Source organism: uncultured Veillonella sp., from assembly GCF_934230905.1.
In the GTDB taxonomy this organism is placed as follows: Bacteria; Bacillota; Negativicutes; order Veillonellales; family Veillonellaceae; genus Veillonella.
Genome location: NZ_CAKQFJ010000006.1, coordinates 72,919 through 90,700 on the forward strand (window position 1 = coordinate 72,919; position 17,782 = coordinate 90,700).

Consider the following 17,782-nt stretch of genomic DNA (forward strand, 5'->3'; position numbering starts at 1 on the left):
TGAGTAATTATAAATGACCATTACATATAATAAAAACGTTGCAAATGCAACGTTTTTATTACCATGATTATATCCTTTATTATTTCATAGCTCCTAAAATTGGAGGTACAATTTGTTTCTTACGAGACATTGTATTTGGTAAGAATACAGCATTATCCTTTACATTTTTACCAAATGCGTTAACCACAACAGATTCTACATCACCGCTATAAATCAATGTTGTGCTTTCATCAAGAATATTGGTAACCATAATATAAGATGCAGCATAGCCGTTAGCCGTACGAAGATCTTCTAAAGCAGCTACTAATTCAGCTTGTTTGGCCAACACATCAGTTGTATCCATAACGGAAATTTGACCGATAGAAATTGTTTGACCTGCTTCAGAGAATTCCTTCATATCTGTACGCACGATTTCATCGTTTGTTAAATCAGATATATCTGCACCAGCTTTCAACATGTCTAAACCATAGGATTCAATATCCACACCAGCGATGGCAGCTAGTTTATGAGCCATTTCCTTGTCTGTTTCTGTACATGTTGGAGAGCGGAACAATACAGTGTCAGAAATAATAGCAGACAACATTAAACCAGCAATATTCTTAGGAATCTCTTGATTATTTTCAATGTAAAGTTTAGTTAAAATTGTATTTGTGCAGCCTACTGGTTCCATGCGAATGAATACAGGACCATCTGTTTCAAAGTCACCAATACGATGATGATCGATAACACCACACATATTCATAGATTTATAACCATCGATAATTTGTTTAGATTCATTATGGTCAGTTAAATATAAATTACCACCATTAGGAGCGAACTCTTCCCAATTTGTAACGATTTGTGGATGTTCAAAACCAAAATGCTGTAATACGTATTTGGTTTCTTTATTAGCATCACCAGCACATACAGGTGTTGCAGGTGTTCCCATTTGTGTTAATAAATTAGCATAGGAAATAGCAGAACAAATAGAATCAGTATCAGGGCTTTTATGACCAGCTACAAAAGTTTTTACATCACTCATGTTAATACCTCTTTGATATAAATATTTTACAATATCGCTTATGCGATAAATAATCGTTTTAACTAGGATATTATACCATAAAACATCTAAAAAAACACGCCTATAAGCCATGTTATAAGCGTGTTTTATTTGTGTTATGAAATTTGGATTTAGTGATTCTTTTTACGTTTTGTAAAGAATCCAGGGCCAATCTTTTCAATAATGATGAAAAGCATTGGAATAATGAAAATACCAAAGAACGTAGCAGTTGTCATACCTGCTACTACTGTGATACCCATCGATGTACGAGCACCAGAACCTGCACCAGTAGAGATAGCCAATGGTAATACACCAAAGATGAATGCAAAAGATGTCATCAAGATTGGACGTAAACGTATCTTAGCCGCTTCGATAGCCGCATCTACGATATCCATACCTCGTTCATCAACACGAATCTTAGCATATTCGATAATCAGGATAGCATTTTTAGCAGCCAAACCTACTAAAGTTAACAAACCAATTTGCATATAAATATCATTAGCTAACTGGAATTTTCCGGTAAAGTCCAATAAGAATGGTATTAACGCTGCACCAATCATACCAGATGGTACAGAGAATAATACAGCAAATGGAACCTTCCAAGACTCATACAATGCAGCAAGAATTAAGAATACAAATGTTAAACCAAGACCTAGAATGAATAATGTTTGAGAACCAGCTTTTAACTCTTCACGAGTTTGACCGCCCCAATCATACGTATAACCTTGTGGTAATGTTTTAGCAGCTGCCTCTTTTAATGCTGTAATAGCATCACCAGATGAGTAACCACGGGCTTGAGAACCGCCAATTTGTACAGCCATCGCATTATCGAAACGCGTAATGGAAGAAGGTGTACCTGTCTTTTCTTTTGTAATGTAATTAGCAATGGAAACCATTTGTCCTTTGCTATTACGAACAGCTAACATATTCAAGTTATCTGCATTTTGACGGAATGCATCCTCGGCTTGAACAATAACCTTATAATTCTTACCATACGATGTGTAATCATTGACTTGAATACTACCATAGAAGCCTTGCAATGCTGTGAATATATCAGGTAAAGCTACACCATCTTGAGCTGCTTTTTCACGATTAATTTGGAATTGTAAAGAAGGCGTAGCCGTATCAAATGTTGTGTAAATGGTTTGAATAGCTGGATTAGTACGTGCTTCTGCAATAAATGCTTGTGCACGTTCAGCCATAACTTCTGGGCTATCCCCTGCCTTATTAATAATATACATTTGGAAACCACCAGTCTTACCAAGGCCAGGAATAGATGGTGGATTCAATGCTATTACACTTGCTTCTGGAATATTTTTGGCCGCAAAACCAAATACGGCACGAACCATAGCATTTACAGATTGATCAGAAGATTTACGTTCATCCCAATCTTTTAACACTGCAAAAGAAGCGCCAGCACTAGATTTTAGACCGCCACCTAACAGATCAAGCCCAGAAACAGTAAATACTTGTTCAACATTTTCTTTAACACCTGGAGTACCTTCTAAGAAATCTTTGATTTTATCTAGAGTTTCTACAGTACGTGCAGACGTTGCACCAGGCGGTTCATTTACCGCAATTAAGAAGTATCCACTATCTTCAGCCGGTACGAAACTCGTTGGCAAGAAATGGAATACAATCCCTGTGCCAGCAGCAAATACTAGTAATGTAATAACAGTTAAGCTCAAACGATGGCTCAAACGTGCTAATACCTTACCATACCAATCACTAAAACGTTCAAGGCCACGATTAAACTTATTAAGTTGACGATGAATAAAATCTTCATGTTCTTGTTGTACATGTGGTTTCAACATCGTCGCGCATAGAGCTGGTGTCAATACCAACGCAACAATAGCAGAAATAACGACAGAAACGGCAATGGTCAAAGCAAATTGCTTATATAAAATACCTGTCATACCACCCGTAAATGCAACTGGAATAAATACAGCAGATAGCACAAAAGCAATACCAATTACAGGGCCTTGTACATTCTTCATTGCTGCAATAGCTGCCTCTTTTGGTGCTAAACCATTATATTTTAATTCATATTCAACAGCCTCTACTACTACGATAGCATCATCGACTACAAGGCCGATAGCTAATACCATAGCAAATAACGTCAATGTATTAATAGAAAAGTTTAATAGAACAAATGCACCAAATGTACCGAGTAGAGATACTGGTACTGCAATCATAGGTATCAATGTAGAGCGCCAAGATTGCAAGAATACATATACTACAATAAGAACCAGCAACAATGCTTCGAAGAATGTGTGCTCTACTTCATTAATTGAAGCACGTACAAATTTAGTATTATCAACGAATTCATGATACTCTAGATCCTGTGGAAAAGATTTAGATTGCTCTGCTAAGATCTTTTGAACATTTGCAATCGTTTCTAATGCATTTGCATCATTTTGTAATGAAACCGCAAAGCCAGCCGTTGGACGATGCTCAACAAATAAAACTTCATCAGACGGAACATTTTTATCACGATACGAAGCTTTAGGTGAAAAATCATATCCCTTAGCCCCAACATCAATTCTAGCAATATCTTTTAAATGTAATATAGTACCATTAGAAGTTTTAATCGCAATATTACCAAATTGTTGTTCTGTTACAAGACGCCCATCAATTTTGATAGGATATTGGAATGCTTGTTCTCCATTGGTGGGATTTTTACCAACTGTACCAGCTGCCGCTTGTACATTTTGACTTTTAATAGCAGCTGTTACATCAGAAAGAGTAACCCCTGCTTTTTGCATTTTACTTGGATCTAACCATACACGCATAGCATAATCAGAGCCAAACTCCTGAACGGAACCTACACCCTTAACACCTTTAATAGCATCCATCAAATAGTTAGTACCATAGTTTTTAAGAAATGTACTATCAAATGTACCATTAGGAGAATTTAATGAAAAGATATATGCCATATCACCAGAGGATTTTGTAGTTGTCACACCAACTTGTTGAACCTCATAAGGTAATTGAGATAGCGCAGCTTGTACACGGTTTTGAGTATTTACCGTATCCATATCAGCATCACTACCTTGATTGAATTGCAGTGACAAGGAATATGTACCATTACTGGAACTTGTAGACGTCATATAGTCTAAATCTTGCACCCCTACAATTTGTGTTTCAATAACACTAGCCACCGTATCATTCACAACTTGTGCAGTAGCACCTGTATAAGCAGTACTAACTTGTACTGAGGGTGGAGAAATTTGTGGATATCGAGCTATCGGAAGGTTAACCATTGAAATCAATCCTGCCAATGTAATCATAATGGCGATAACAATGGCAAAGATAGGCCGATTAATAAAGAATTTCGACACGTCCTACCTCCTATTGTTTAGCTGTTTCAATTTGAGATTTAGTTAATTCTGTTGCTTGTACTTTTGCACCATTCTTAACCTTAGTTAAACCATCAACTACAATTTCATCACCATCTACAAGACCAGATTTAACAATTGTGAAAGCACCTGTAGTACCGCCAAGTTCAATAGCCTTTTGAGATACTGTACCATCTTGTCCAATGACATATACAAAGTTTTTATCCATAATTTGTACAATAGCTTTTGTTGGTACTAAAATGGCATTCGTCAATTGTTCACCAGGAGAAATAACGGTAGCAAACATATTAGGTAACAACAAATGATCAGGATTAGGGAAAGAAGCTTTCAAAATAAGCTTACCAGTGGAAGGATCTAATGTTCTTGCAGCTTGAACAACAGAACCTACACCGCTTTTATACTCTTCGCCATTAGCAAGTCGTAATTTTAAATTAGTACCACTTGTTTCGTCACCAGAACGACTATTCATAAATTCGAGATATTCTTGTTCAGTCATGCTAAATTCTACAAAAATAGGGTCTACAGAATCAATAGTTACCAACGTTGTAGAGCCTGCATTAACAAATGTACCTACATCAACAGCATCAATACTCAATGTGCCAGAATATGGAGCATATATAATAGTATCACCTAAATTATCTTGAGCAATTTTTAATGCTGCTTGTTGCGCTTCCACAGCTGCTTTAGCTTGTTCTGCAGCAGAACGTTGCGTATCCACTCGTTGACGTGCAATAGCATCTTGACTAGCCAAGGTTTCATAACGACCTAAATCAGTTTCAGCATTTTGATAATCTGCATTAGCTCTAGCTACATTTGCTTCTGCTGTTGCTACATTAGATTCATACTGACGAGAGTCAATACGGTATAATGGTTGACCAGCTACTACTTGGTCTCCCCCTTTAACATATTTTTCAACCACATATCCAGTCACACGGGCATGTACAGCCACTGAGTTCTCTGCTTTAATCGTACCAGTGTACGTTTGATCAACTTGCGCATTTTGCGATACGATTTTATATGAATTTACAGCCACATCAGTTCCTTGCTGCTGTTGGCTACCACAACCTGCTACCAGTAATGCTGATACTGTTAATACTGCTAACATGCGTGAATAACGAGACTTCATTACATGTTCTCCTTTTCATAACACTAAATTTATAAAATCCAAATTTATAAATATCTCAATATATTGTACTTTATTCCCCTACAATAGTCAAGATTTCCATACGTCATAAAGCACTTATAAAGCTAGATATTATCTATACTTTTATACATTTAGTTGTGTACAATCTCACACTATATTTTGTTGACTTTTACAACTAAATATGGAGAAAACAAAAAAATATCGAGAATATGAATCAAACAAATTGAATCTTATTCTCGATATATACATATCTGATATGGTGGAGATGAGGAGAGTCGAACTCCTGTCCAAAAGCGTTGCCATATAGACTTCTCCGAGCACAGTCTATGATTTAAATCTCAAGTACCTATCGCTCACAGACAAACTACAGTACTCCAGTTCATGTTGTCTCGCCTAATTCATATGAACGACTAAATTAAGCCAGCCTACGGTTTGACGTCCATTCACACTTGGTAGGCACAAGTATGAGGGACGTAGCTTATGCAGCTAATGCAAAATTTTCTTCTGCGTTTAAATGTTTTCCCACCGTTTAACGGCCCAATGGAACGCCGACTCGCTATCTATACCACACTCGCCCCTGTCGAAACCTTTACATCCCCATGGGTTTGATGGTTTATCTATCATACCCCTAATGTATATTCATGTCAACTAGTAATTCATGCAGCGATTGTGCGACATAATCAAGTTGCTCTTTGCTATGAGCAGCAGTCACCGTCATGCGGAGGCGACTTTCACCAACAGGAACCGTAGGAGGCCGAATAGCAGTAATAATAATGCCTCGTTCTTCTAACTCACGGGCCAATGTTAAGGCTCGATCATTCTCGCCTACCACAATCGGGAATATCGGTGTTTCATCATCACAATCAATGCCCATAGCCTGTAATTTATATGCTATATACACAGTATTATCACGTAATGTATCGACCACAGATGGTTCATCTCGTACAATTCTTAGGGCCTCTAAAGCCGCACCGATATCCGCCGGGGACAAAGCTGTAGAAAATATAAAGCTACGACTATAGTTAATCAGGTATTCTATCAATTCCTTACGCCCCGCCACGTAGCCGCCAACAGAACCTAAGGCCTTGCTCAAGGTACCAAGCTGTACATCTACATCGGTAAGACCAAAATGATGAGCCGTACCTCGCCCATTTCCGATGACACCGGTCGCATGCGCATCATCTACCATAAGAAGAGCATTATATTCCTTACTTAACTCATACAGCCTATCTAATGGTGCAATATCTCCATCCATACTAAATACACCATCAGTAATGATCATTTTATACGCAGATTTATAATTCTTAAGAATATATTCAGCATGTTCTACATCTTTATGTTTATACCGCTCAATATGAGCTCCACTAAGGCGACATCCATCGATGATACTAGCATGGTTTAATTCATCACTAATGATAATACTATTTTTATCCATTAAAGCCGTAATCGTTCCTACGTTTGCCATATATCCAGTATTAAAAATAAGGGCTTGTTCTGTATTTTTAAAATCAGAAATTGCTGTTTCAAGTTCGTTAAACAATGGAAAAGATCCAGATGTAAGTCTTGCACCCCCAGATCCTGTACCATAGTGTTGAACTGCCTGTATAGCAGCTTGTTGTACACGTACATCATGAGTAAGACCTAAATAATTATTGGAAGCCATCATGATAAACTCTCGATTTCCACATTTAACTCGAACAGCATCTAGAGGTTCATAAAATTTAATACTTCTCTTATTCTGTGCTTGTTCTTTAGCAACTAATAGGTCCTTAAAATTTTGAAAATAATCCACGTTACCACCGTACCAATACTGTCGTATTTTCTAAATAATCAACTATCTCCTGAATGGGCTCATTTGAGTCAACGAAAAATACACGTCCACCAATAGGGTTACCCATTTTTTTCATATGCGGAATGCGATGATACACACCACCACAAGCTACATATCCAACTGTATAGTCTGGATCATCAGACCAGCATAATTCCCCAACAATTCCTGGACAAGACTGTACTTTTGTGGCTAATACCAGAGCTTCACGCATATGTACATTCATCGACCTATTTTCAGCCCCAGATGCATCCATATGACTCACACGTACACCACGAAGGTGATTAGCATCTAATCTTACACCGGTCTGAGCATCCATCAAAATGGCACCACGCATATTATCTGGCAATTTTTCTAATTCTATAAAAGAATTTTCTACTGCTTTATGACTCACAACAGACTGTAGTATTTCTTTAGCTAATTCATGTGAACTTTCTACCGATTTAGTTGTATGTTCCTCAATGTCTAAACAATCGACATACGTAATATCATTATCTGATACAGCATCTATACGAATATTAATAAAGTCTGATTTTCCTTTACTATGATGCAAAGCCCGATGAATTAAAGAAGATGCTACTGATTCCAATTCACATTCATTTACAATGCGTTCAGCCCCAGATATATGACGTCCCCCTTCTTCATGCGGACCACCTTCAGCACCACGCATACGTATACTATATAGCCCCATTATCGTACAACCCTTCTTAGTGCACCATGTGACGCTGCAGATACAACCTTTTTAAATACAGCTGTCATTATAGGAGCCACAATTGCAGTAAAAATCATACCAGGTACTGCGAGCATAACCATAGCTAAAGCACCTTTTCCAACGTAAATAGATAGTGTTAATCGAGCTACCGTCGAAGCAATAGGACCACTTAAAATAACGCCAAGCATATGATTCTTACAAATCCACAATAAGAAACCAACTACCAATCTAAACTGCATAGCTATAGCAACACTCAAAATATTTTGTGTCCCTAATGCTAGCCCGATAAGACTAGATAAACATCCACTAATGATGTACTTTTTAAAACCAAAAGCCGCACAAATTGCCACTGCAAGAGGTGCTGATAACTGAAACTCAATACCTGGCACAAGATTAGGGATTTTAATAGCTCCTAAAATTGTAATCATTGCTGTTAGAATACCAATCTCTGTGATTTGACGAATTTGACTCATAATGCACACCTCATCATAAACATATATTGTTAACTACAAAATATACCTTTGTTTACATTATAAGAAAATGTGTGATTTTTATCAACTTATGTTTGGTATTAAGTTAACAATATACATAAAAATAAGGGACTGTAAAACAGTCCCTTAACCATATTTAGAAATTGATAGTATTAAACACTTGTAACACAGAATTATAATATGAATTAAAGTCTGCTGTAAAGTAGCCTCCATTATATAAAGCAGTGATATACGAATATAAAGAGCTAGCATTTGTCATACCGTCTTCTCTATAATATGTTAGATAATTACCAAAATAATTGGCAAAATCAACAAAATCGGTAAAATGTCTCCAGCTCCCATCTGATGCTGTAACACCACCTAAGTTATGATGAGTGGCTTGTAGTTGAGATGTAAACCCACCTGTTTCAATGTACCATTGAGTATATATAAATTTAGGATCTACATGTACTCCGTTTTCAGCTGCTTTTTGAGCTGATATTTTTGCCAAACTATAAAAATATTGATTAACTTCCACTAAACATCCTCCTATGTTTATATTAGTATTTTTGTTGTTCCTTTAAACGCTTGGCAATGTCTCGTTTTGCATCGCGTTCTGCCATATCTTGGCGTTTATCGTATAACTTTTTACCGGTTACAAGACCAACCGTTACCTTCACATAGCCACGGCTAAAATGAAAATTCAATGGAATCAAGGAGAATCCCTTTTCTTTCACTTGTTGGAATAATTTCTTAATTTCCGATTTATGCATTAATAACTTACGCGTTCGTTCAGGCTCATGATTAAAGCGATTGCCCTGTTCATAAGGACTGATATGAACACCGTAGAGAAGCATTTCGCCCTTATCAATGCGGATAAAGCTATCCTTAAGATTTAATTTACCTTGGCGAATTGATTTAATCTCTGTTCCCGTCAATGCGATGCCCGCTTCATAGGTTTCATGAATATTAAAATCATGACGTGCCTTACGGTTATCTGCAATTAATGATGGAGCATCTTTCTTTGCCATAGTCACCTCACAATAGGTATTAATATTTTTATTATCGTTTACGTTTCCTTACTTTTTTCTTAGACGCTTTATGGTCTTTGCGTCCCTTTTTATGCTTTGTAACACTAGATAAGCCAGAATATCGTTCTCTACGTTTAGAAGACTTGCTATGTCCCTTGCCTTTTCGTTTAGATTGTTTAGAGATACCAGAACGCCCAAACGGTTTCTTTTCTCTTCCCCCTACATAATCTTCGGAATTCTTCATCATTTCTTGAATTCTCATAAGATTATCCACTTCACCAAGTACGAAATCGATTTGACGTTTTTCTACATCAGCTTTCACCAATGTCACCGTTACCGTATCACCTAAATGATAGATTTGACCCGTGCGCTTGCCAACTAATAGGAAATGTTCTTCATCGTAAAAATAGTAATCATCGGTCATCATATTCATATGAACAAGACCATCAATACCATTATCTAACTCTACAAACATACCAAAGGATGTGATGCTAGATATTTTACCCTCAAAGACTTCGCCAATAAATGGAACCATATATTGGGTTTTCTTTAAATCCACTGTGTCGCGCTCAGCAGCTACAGCCACTTGTTCGCGTTCTGAAGAATGAACAGCGGCACGTTCTAAAAATTCTATTTTAGTATCGCGGTTTGCATATCCATCAGGCCATCCCATATCAGCTTTTAATAAGCGATGTACCATGAGATCTGGATATCGTCTAATAGGCGATGTAAAGTGTGTGTAGCATTTCGACGCCAATCCAAAATGACCCGCATTATCGATGCTATATTTAGCTTGTTGCATGGAACGCAATGTCATGATCTGAGCTACTTGTTCAATATCCGTGCCCTTAACAGCATCTAAAATATGTTGGAACACGCGTGGCTCTAATTCATCAAGATGTAATCGAATATCTTGACCTAAATAATTGAGTACCTTTTGATACATACTCATCTTTTCATCACTCGGTGTTTCATGGATACGATATACACTCGTACGGTTTGTATTCTTTAGATGAGTAGCTACCGTTTCATTAGCTATAAGCATACATTCTTCAATAAGTCGTTCTGCTAATGTCCGGTCACGACGTACAATGCGCAATGGTGTGCCTTCTGTATCTAAAAGCACCTTATATTCAGGGAAATCAAAATCCAATGCACCACGACGACGGCGCATATCATTTAAAATTTTTGCGATGTCAGATAAATTGTGAATCATCGGCATAAGAGGTGCCAAGTCATTAGGAATGATATCTTCGGTTAATGCTTTATAAATCTCTTTATAACTACAACGTCGATTGACATGGATAATAGATGGTTGAATCCGATAATTAACAACCTTGCCTTGTGTATCAATTTCCATCATACAGGTCATGGCATACCGATCTTCGCCAGCATTTAAACTACAGATACCATTGGATAATACCTCTGGTAACATGGGGATAACTCTGTCTACTAGATAGACAGATGTACCGCGTTTATAGGCCTCTCTATCGATAGCTTTTTGTGACACTACATAATGGCTTACATCGGCAATATGTACACCTAATTCATAGTTACCATTATCGAGTTTACGACCACTCACTGCATCATCAAGGTCCTTTGCATCTTCGCCATCGATGGTAACCATTGGTACATCGCGTAAGTCCCAACGTTTAGGATCATCTGTAATAGTCGTATTGATATGTTGACTAGCTTTTACAACATCCTCAGGGAAGGAAAATGGCAAGTCATAATTAGCCATAATACAGTTAATATCAAGGCCTACGTCACCTTTATAGCCCAATACTTCTGTAATGACACCTTCTGGTTTCTTATCGCCTTCTGGCCATTTGATAATTTTTACAAGCACCTTAGCACCACTACGAGCATCTAGGGTATTATGTAAATCGACATAAATATCGGTTCCCAACCGTTCATCATCAGGAATGACAAAACCAAAGGATTGCTGCCTGTCATAGGTGCCTACAACAGTTTCATTGGCACGTTCTAACACTTCAGTTATAACGCCTTCTCGTTTATGGCGTGAATCTCGGGATGTAATAATACGTACACGGACCTTATCATTGTGCATAGCAGTGCCCTTATTTTGTTCTGCTATATACACATCCTCTTCATCAGGAGCAGTAATAACAAATCCAAAGGATTTTCTATATCCTTTATAAATCCCTTCAATAAACTCTGTATCATTATTATAAGCATATACATCTTTTCGTATAAAGCTCAATCGGCCCTCTTTTAATAGTGCTTTAGCTGCATCCATGAAAGCATCTAATTCGCGACCACCTTTTATATGGCAGTCCATTGCTGCATCATCTATATGATACGTATGGGGATAAATAGATTTATAAAACGCTAACACTTTTTCTTTCATATAAACACCTCCTTTATTTTAATTATATGATGCGGAAAAAAAGAAAAGCCTGCTAGGCAGGCTTTCAAATTAAAATTGGTTAATCATTGCACCTAGCACTAAGCTCAACACAGCAAAGATAACACCTAAAATAATTGTACAACGAGATAAGAACCCATCCAAACCGCGTTCTTTACCACCAAATGTAGAATCTGCAGCACCAGAAACAGCACCGCCCATGCCAGAACTCTTACTTGTTTGAGCAATTACAACCACAATCAATAAAATGGACACAATGATTTCTAAAACCATCAAAAAATTTGTCACAATAGTCATCCTTCCTGTGTAGAAACATCTAACACACGATGTTCCAAAAACTTCTCTAATTTGCGTTTAACCCTTTGTAAAGCATTATCAATAGACTTAATACTACGATCAGTACCTTTTGCCATCTCTTGATACGATTTACCATCTAAATAGCCTTCTAACACTTGCCACTCTAAATCACTTAAAATATGACCTATGTTTTTCTCTATATCATCTAGCTCTTCTTGGCTAATAATAAGGTCCTCAGGATTTGTACTTCGTGCTGATGAAAGCATTTCTAACAAGGTTCGTTCAGACTCTTCTGTGTACACAGGTTTATTTAAAGAGATATAAGAATTGAGTGGGGCGTGCTTTTGACGTGTCGCAGATTTTATGGCCGTAATAATTTGCCGTGTAATACATAATTCTGCAAAGGCCCGAAAAGAAGCTAATTTATCATGTTTAAAATCACGAGTAGCTTTATATAAACCAATCATACCTTCCTGAATGATATCATCTCGATCGGCACCTATGAGAAAATAGGTACGTGCTTTAGCACGTACAAAATTTTTATATTTATTGACTATATAGTCGATTGCAAACTCATTTTGCTCTTGTTGAGCTATGACCACAACTTGCTCATCAGTCATTTCTTTGAAATTGTAATCGGGCTGGCGCATATGAAAATGGTTCATAGGTCCTCCATACAATCACATATTGTAGAAACACCAATATATGTTATTATACTTGAATTATATGTGTTCTGCAATATTTATGAATTATAATATAATTCATAAATATTGCAAAGATCTATCTGTTGTACTTATTTAGTACCTCTACGTATAGCTTCCAATTTTTCAGCTACATCCGGAGCTAAATGATCATATACCTCATTTCTCCTAAGTACCATTTGATCACGATGATGTTTATGTGTATATTGCAAACGTTCCTCTTGCTTGGCTAAACGCATATCATTTTGCAGTTCTCTTGCCGGAATTCTAAGGCCACCAGAGCCTAATATTTGGTTTTGTTCAGCTCCATCAGAGGTTACAACATATACATTTGTATACTTACCTTGCCGCAAGAACACCTCTCGTTCGATAAAGGAGTCTGCTGTTTCACCATCATCTGTATATACTTCGATAAATCCTTTAGTAATTTCTTCTATGCTCGCTATAGATTTAGTGTATTTACCATCAAAAACGAGTATAACCTCATACCCTTTAAATTTACCATAGTTTAAAAGTTGATTACGCAATTCCATACGGGCGTGTTCTAAGGATTCATTAGCCAGTTTTTTTAAACTTTGCCATGCGAAGATGACATTATATCCATCCACGATTAAAATATCCTTTAGCATACAGCAAGCACCTCTAATTTACCTTCATAGTCCGCTGACGAACTGCTTCATACATGAGAATAGCAGCTGCTACAGATGCATTTAAAGAATTTAACTTACCATACATAGGAATGGTGACTAGGAAATCACAAGCTTCTTTTACAACACGGCTAATTCCCTTACCTTCATTGCCAATAACAAGAACGGTAGGTATTGTCAAATCTGCTTCATACATGGTACGATCGCCTTCCATATGAGCACCAAGTACCCAAAAGCCTTGCTTTTGCAACTGCTTAATCGTTTGTGTAACATTGCCAACTTGGACAAGTGGAATCTGCTCCACAGCACCGGCTGAAGTCTTAGCAACAGTTGCATTAATTGGTGCGTTATGACGTTTAGGGATCAAAACCGCAGTAGCCCCCACACATTCAGCGGTTCTAATAATGGCGCCCATATTATGTGGATCTTCTACACCATCAGTTAAAATTAATAATGGATTAGTTTCTTTAGATTCTTGTAATACTTCGCCAAGCTCTTTAAACTCTACAGCATTTACAAAAGCAATAACACCTTGATGAGGTACATCCGTTTCATATCGATTCATCTGCTTAACAGGTGTTGGTCGAACCTCTACTCCTTTAGACTTAGCAAGTCCAACAATATCGGATAAACCTGTTTTAACCTTATCGTCAGTTACTAAAATACGTAGTATAGAACGACCTGCTTTTAATGCTTCCTTTACGGCATTTCTGCCCACAATATAATTATCCATGTGAAAGTCCTTTCAATGTTATAGAATAGGCCTCTTTCATCAACTCATTAAGTCGAGCTTGCCGACCCGTTTCATATAAGAACCCCAGGACTGCTTCAAAAGCTGTACTATTTCGATATTCACGTACAGAACTACTTTTAGGTACATTAACATTACTGTTCCGAGCTCGTCTAGCAATAATTTGCTCTTCTTCCGTAAAAAGTGAGTCCAACTGCTCCAACACTTTAGATTGTGATTTTGCGCAGATAAACTCAGTTACCAATGTGTGTAAAACTTGTACCTTTGTAATACTCATTTCTACAACACGTTGTCTAATATACATGGAATAAACAGCATCACCAATATAGGCCAACATAACAGCATCTGAAGCTAACACTTCAGATGCTGATTTAGATTTAAAAGAATGATTTTCTTTATCTAAAAGTATTAATTTTTTTATAGCTTCTTGTTTGAGAAATTGAAATTGTTTAAATTTCACGTTTTTTCCACCGAGCCCCTGTAGGAGAATCTTCAATAGTAATGCCAATATCAGATAATCGATCACGAATACAATCAGCAAGTGCCCATTGTTTTTGCTCACGGCATGCCTGACGAACAGTAAGAATAACATCCATCAATTGTTCGTATTCAGCTGCATCCGCACCCGTATTACCTTCCCAAGCCTTTTCTAATACCCCAATGACTTCTGTCATAAATTTGAAGATGCGTTTAACCTCTGCAATAGCATCTTGGCAAACAACACCCGCTCTACCTGTAACAGCTTGATAATAAATGTTAATTTCCTTAGCAAGACCAAACATGCTAGATGTAGCCAAAGCTGTATTAAAGTCATCACTCATAGCAGCTTCAAATTCTTCTTCGTATTCTTTAGCTTTTTCTAATAAGCGGTCTGCATCATCACATGGACCAGGTTCACATTTTTCAAGATATAGTAGATTTTCAATAGCAGTACTTAAACGTTCCAATGATTTATTGGCTTCTTCTAATCGTTCATCAGAAAAATCTAATGGGCTACGATAATGAGTGCTCAACAAGAAATAACGCAAAGCATCTGGGCTATATTGTTCTAAAATATCTTTCACTAAGAAGAAATTATTCAAAGATTTAGACATTTTTTCAGAATTAATTGTAATAAATCCATTGTGCAACCAATATTTTACAGATGGATGATGTCCGGAACACCCTTCAGATTGGGCAATTTCATTTTCATGATGAGGGAAAATCAAATCACTACCACCACCATGGAAATCAAATTCTTCGCCTAAATACTTTTGGCTCATAGCGGAACATTCAATATGCCAACCAGGACGGCCATTGCCCCAAGGACTTTCCCAGAATGGTTCACCTGGTTTTGCACCTTTCCAAAGTGCAAAATCCATAGGATTTTTTTTACGACCATCTACTTCGATACGAGCGCCTGCTTCCATATCATCTAGAGTACGCCCAGATAATTCACCATAGTGATCAAATTTTTCTACACTAAAATATACATCACCATCTAATTCATATGCAAAGCCCCTATCAATAAGAGTAGAAATCATATTGATAATATCAGGAATATGTGTAGATACGCGAGGATATACATCAGCACGCTCTACGCCAAGTGCATCCATAACTTCAAAATAGCTATCAATATAACGATTAGCAATTACATGCCATGCTACACCTTCGCCATTAGATGTATTTATAATTTTATCATCTACATCAGTAAAATTTTGTACATATGTTACTTTATAGCCTACATGCTTCATGTAGCGACGGATTACGTCCCAAGTTACAAAAGGACGAGCATTACCAATATGAGGGTGATTATAAGGTGTTACGCCACATACATACATTTTTGCTTCACCTGGTGTTACAGGAGCAAAGACCTCTTTTTGACGAGTCATTGTATTATAAATTGTAATTTCTCTCATCGATACTGATGCCTCCATTTTCGTAAAATAAAAAAGCCCATCATCTCATACAGAGACGATGGGCCGCGGTTCCACTCTGTTAGGCACCACATTGGGTACCCACTCATCGCATAACGGCGCGCCACCGGACAACCTTACCTATAATCAGATTGTCAGCTCGTGAATGCATTTCGTCTACCTATTCTTGAACCCTCCCACCATCGGTTCTCGCTAAAAAGTTAGTTGTAGAGTACTTCTTTCAGTCTTTGCTGTTAATGTAAAATCTATATTAAGATATAAAATTATTTTACCAATAATGCTATATAATGTCAATAATTATAAGCGGTTAAACAGTTTATCTGTACATATCAAAATTACGCATTTTCTAATTTCGCTTTATCATCATTCTTGCGACAAATCCCAGCAAAAATAGATCCTGTAAAATTATGAATAATAGAGAATACAGCACCTGCCACTGCAGCTTGTGGTGTAAAATGTTTCATCGCTAACGATACAGACAATGCAGAGTTTTGCATAGCTACTTCAATTTGCATAGCACGACGAGATGATACATCGATGTTAAGAATTTTACAAATAAAGAATGTAACAACGTAGCCACTCAAGTTTTGTACTAAACAAGCTACAAAAATGATGAGACCTGTTTCAGCAATTTGTTTTTGATTAACCGCTGTTACTGCTGCCAAAATAAGTAATACAGCAATGGCTGCTATGGTAGGACATACAGATTTAACAGGTTCAATTTTAGCTCCAATAAAGTAATTCAATACAATACCTAAAATAATTGGAACCAATACGATTTTAACGATGGATATAAACATCGGCATAAATTGAATTTCAATGGATGATGTAGCACCTGCGTACAATACTACGAATAATGGTGTTAAAATTGGAGCCAACAAGGTAGATACAGTTGTAGCAGATACAGACAATGGCACATTGCCATTAGCGAGGAATGTCATTACATTAGAAGCCGTACCACCTGGACATGCACCTAACAAGATGAAACCAATACCAATTTCTGGCGGAAAGTTAAAAATAAGAGCTACTAAAAAACCTGCTAAAGGCATCCATAAAAATTGAATAAATGATACAAGAATAACCTTCATTGGTTGTTTGAATACATCAAGGAATACTTGTGCTGTTAACGTTAAACCCATGGCAAACATAACAAATTGTAACATATATGCCACATATGGCGTCATCCATGCAAAAAATGTCGGTAGCAAATAAGCTAATACGGCCATCAATAAAACTATCCAAGATAGATAGCTATTGAAGAGATGGTTAATAGATCGAATTAAACTCATCAAAACACTCACTTTCATAAAAATCAAAATAAAATACGCCGATAATTATAGCAAATCTGTACATTATATACAACAAAGGCCCTCACACCATAGGTATGAGAGCCTTTCAATAGTTCTATTATTTAGTTAAAACACCTACATTGTCTAAATGATGTAAGCATTTTTCTTTACCAAGCAATGTAACGATATTGTTTAAGTCAGGACCATGC

General features: G+C 37.0%; 16 protein-coding genes, 1 other RNA gene and 1 other annotated feature. All 17 genes read right to left on the bottom strand.

Translation table 11 applies throughout. From position 1 onward, the window contains the following. Positions 1-79: 79 nt before the first annotated feature. Positions 80-1,021: a manganese-dependent inorganic pyrophosphatase gene (locus Q0E20_RS02690; protein ID WP_295995905.1), complete on the bottom strand. Its 942-nt coding sequence runs from the start codon at positions 1,019-1,021 to the stop codon at positions 80-82. 149 nt (positions 1,022-1,170) lie between these two features. Further along, positions 1,171-4,380 carry an efflux RND transporter permease subunit gene (locus tag Q0E20_RS02695; protein WP_295995908.1) on the bottom strand — a complete coding sequence of 1,070 codons (3,210 nt, stop codon included), beginning with the start codon at positions 4,378-4,380 and terminating at the stop codon, positions 1,171-1,173. A gap of 10 nt (positions 4,381-4,390) precedes the next feature. After that, a complete protein-coding gene (locus Q0E20_RS02700; RefSeq protein ID WP_295995912.1) occupies positions 4,391-5,524 on the bottom strand; it encodes an efflux RND transporter periplasmic adaptor subunit in 1,134 nt (377 codons plus the stop codon). A 275-nt stretch (positions 5,525-5,799) separates the two neighbouring features. Then, positions 5,800-6,141, bottom strand: a transfer-messenger RNA (tmRNA) gene (ssrA, locus tag Q0E20_RS02705). Positions 6,142-6,170: 29 nt separating this feature from the next. Next, positions 6,171-7,334 (bottom strand): 8-amino-7-oxononanoate synthase, encoded by a 1,164-nt coding sequence (bioF, locus tag Q0E20_RS02710; RefSeq protein WP_295995915.1) that lies wholly within the window; start codon positions 7,332-7,334, stop codon positions 6,171-6,173. A gap of 1 nt (position 7,335) precedes the next feature. Further along, positions 7,336-8,064: a 6-carboxyhexanoate--CoA ligase gene (locus tag Q0E20_RS02715; protein ID WP_295995954.1), complete on the bottom strand. Its 729-nt coding sequence runs from the start codon at positions 8,062-8,064 to the stop codon at positions 7,336-7,338. After that, positions 8,061-8,555, bottom strand: a complete 495-nt coding sequence (locus Q0E20_RS02720; RefSeq protein WP_295995918.1) for a hypothetical protein — start codon at positions 8,553-8,555, stop codon at positions 8,061-8,063. The genes Q0E20_RS02715 and Q0E20_RS02720 overlap by 4 nt, the downstream gene beginning before the upstream one ends. Positions 8,556-8,709: 154 nt before the next feature. Beyond that, positions 8,710-9,090 (bottom strand): glucosaminidase domain-containing protein, encoded by a 381-nt coding sequence (locus tag Q0E20_RS02725; protein ID WP_295995924.1) that lies wholly within the window; start codon positions 9,088-9,090, stop codon positions 8,710-8,712. Between the two features lie 22 nt (positions 9,091-9,112). After that, positions 9,113-9,583, bottom strand: coding sequence for an SsrA-binding protein SmpB (gene smpB / locus Q0E20_RS02730; protein ID WP_005377596.1), 471 nt, complete (start codon positions 9,581-9,583; stop codon positions 9,113-9,115). Between the two features lie 31 nt (positions 9,584-9,614). After that, positions 9,615-11,954 carry a ribonuclease R gene (rnr, locus tag Q0E20_RS02735; protein WP_295995928.1) on the bottom strand — a complete coding sequence of 780 codons (2,340 nt, stop codon included), beginning with the start codon at positions 11,952-11,954 and terminating at the stop codon, positions 9,615-9,617. Positions 11,955-12,023: 69 nt separating this feature from the next. Then, positions 12,024-12,260, bottom strand: a complete 237-nt coding sequence (gene secG / locus Q0E20_RS02740) for a preprotein translocase subunit SecG (RefSeq protein WP_295995931.1) — start codon at positions 12,258-12,260, stop codon at positions 12,024-12,026. A gap of 5 nt (positions 12,261-12,265) precedes the next feature. Continuing rightward, positions 12,266-12,934 carry an RNA polymerase sporulation sigma factor SigH gene (sigH, locus tag Q0E20_RS02745; RefSeq protein ID WP_295995934.1) on the bottom strand — a complete coding sequence of 223 codons (669 nt, stop codon included), beginning with the start codon at positions 12,932-12,934 and terminating at the stop codon, positions 12,266-12,268. Positions 12,935-13,062: 128 nt separating this feature from the next. Further along, entirely contained in the window at positions 13,063-13,599 is a 537-nt protein-coding gene (locus tag Q0E20_RS02750; protein ID WP_295995937.1) for an NYN domain-containing protein, read from the bottom strand. Positions 13,600-13,612: 13 nt separating this feature from the next. Beyond that, positions 13,613-14,350: a 23S rRNA (guanosine(2251)-2'-O)-methyltransferase RlmB gene (gene rlmB, locus Q0E20_RS02755; protein WP_295995940.1), complete on the bottom strand. Its 738-nt coding sequence runs from the start codon at positions 14,348-14,350 to the stop codon at positions 13,613-13,615. Further along, on the bottom strand, positions 14,343-14,828 hold the full coding sequence (locus tag Q0E20_RS02760; protein ID WP_295995942.1) for a Mini-ribonuclease 3: 486 nt from the start codon (positions 14,826-14,828) through the stop codon (positions 14,343-14,345). The genes rlmB and Q0E20_RS02760 overlap by 8 nt, the downstream gene beginning before the upstream one ends. Next, complete coding sequence (gene cysS, locus Q0E20_RS02765) at positions 14,818-16,266, bottom strand: cysteine--tRNA ligase (protein WP_295995944.1); 1,449 nt, start codon at positions 16,264-16,266, stop codon at positions 14,818-14,820. The genes Q0E20_RS02760 and cysS overlap by 11 nt, the downstream gene beginning before the upstream one ends. Positions 16,267-16,314: 48 nt before the next feature. After that, positions 16,315-16,521, bottom strand: a binding site (T-box leader). A 98-nt stretch (positions 16,522-16,619) separates the two neighbouring features. Next, a complete protein-coding gene (locus Q0E20_RS02770) occupies positions 16,620-17,573 on the bottom strand; it encodes a bile acid:sodium symporter family protein (protein WP_295995947.1) in 954 nt (317 codons plus the stop codon). Positions 17,574-17,782: the final 209 nt, after the last annotated feature.